General features: G+C 74.9%; 1 protein-coding gene and 1 pseudogene. Both read left to right on the forward strand.

Annotated features, from left to right (window positions below; all coding sequences use genetic code 11):
* Positions 1-255: pseudogene (locus N790_RS16345) on the forward strand (Y-family DNA polymerase); the annotation flags it as partial.
* A gap of 2 nt (positions 256-257) precedes the next feature.
* A partial coding sequence (locus N790_RS05730) for a PHP domain-containing protein (protein ID WP_156969957.1) occupies positions 258-726 on the forward strand: 469 nt, incomplete at its 3' end.

Below are 726 nucleotides of genomic sequence, written 5' to 3' on the forward strand. Positions count from 1 at the left end.
CGCGAACTGCGCGGGCGCTTCCTGGCGCCGCCGCCGCTGCCGCGCCCCACCTGGCTGCTCGAACGCCCCATCCCGCTGCGCGGCCCGGCGCCGCGGCTGCTGGCCGGGCCCGAGCGCATCGAATCGGGCTGGTGGGACGGCGACGACGTGCGCCGCGATTATTACGTCGCCGAAACCGCCGCCGGCCAGCGCGCCTGGGTGTTCTGCGCGGCCGGCGAACACGGGCCGTTCATGCTGCACGGCTGGTTCGCGTGAGCCTGCCGGGTTATGCCGAACTGCACTGCCTGAGCCACTTCAGCTTCGGGCGCGGGGCGTCGGGCGCGCGCGAACTGTTCGAGCGTGCGAAGCAGCAGGGATACGCCGCGCTGGCGATCACCGACGAAGCCACGCTGGCCGGCATCGTGCGGGCCTGGGAGGCGTCGAAGGCCACCGGCCTGCCGCTCATCGTCGGCAGTGAAATCCGGCTCGACGACGGCCTGCGCTGCGTGCTGCTGGTGGAAGACGACACCGGCTACCGGCGCCTGTGCGAACTGCTCACCACCGGCCGCCGGCGCAGCGCCAAGGGCGAATACCGGCTGGCGCGCGCCGACCTCGGGGGCGACACCGCCGGGCTGCTGGCGCTGTGGCTGCCGGGCGCCGCGCCCGACGAGGGCGAAGGCGCCTGGCTGCGCGACCGCTTCCCCGGCCGCTGCTGGCTGGCGGTGGAACTGCACCGCGGCCCCGACG

Source organism: Arenimonas malthae CC-JY-1, assembly GCF_000747075.1.
In the GTDB taxonomy this organism is placed as follows: domain Bacteria; phylum Pseudomonadota; class Gammaproteobacteria; order Xanthomonadales; family Xanthomonadaceae; genus Arenimonas; species Arenimonas malthae.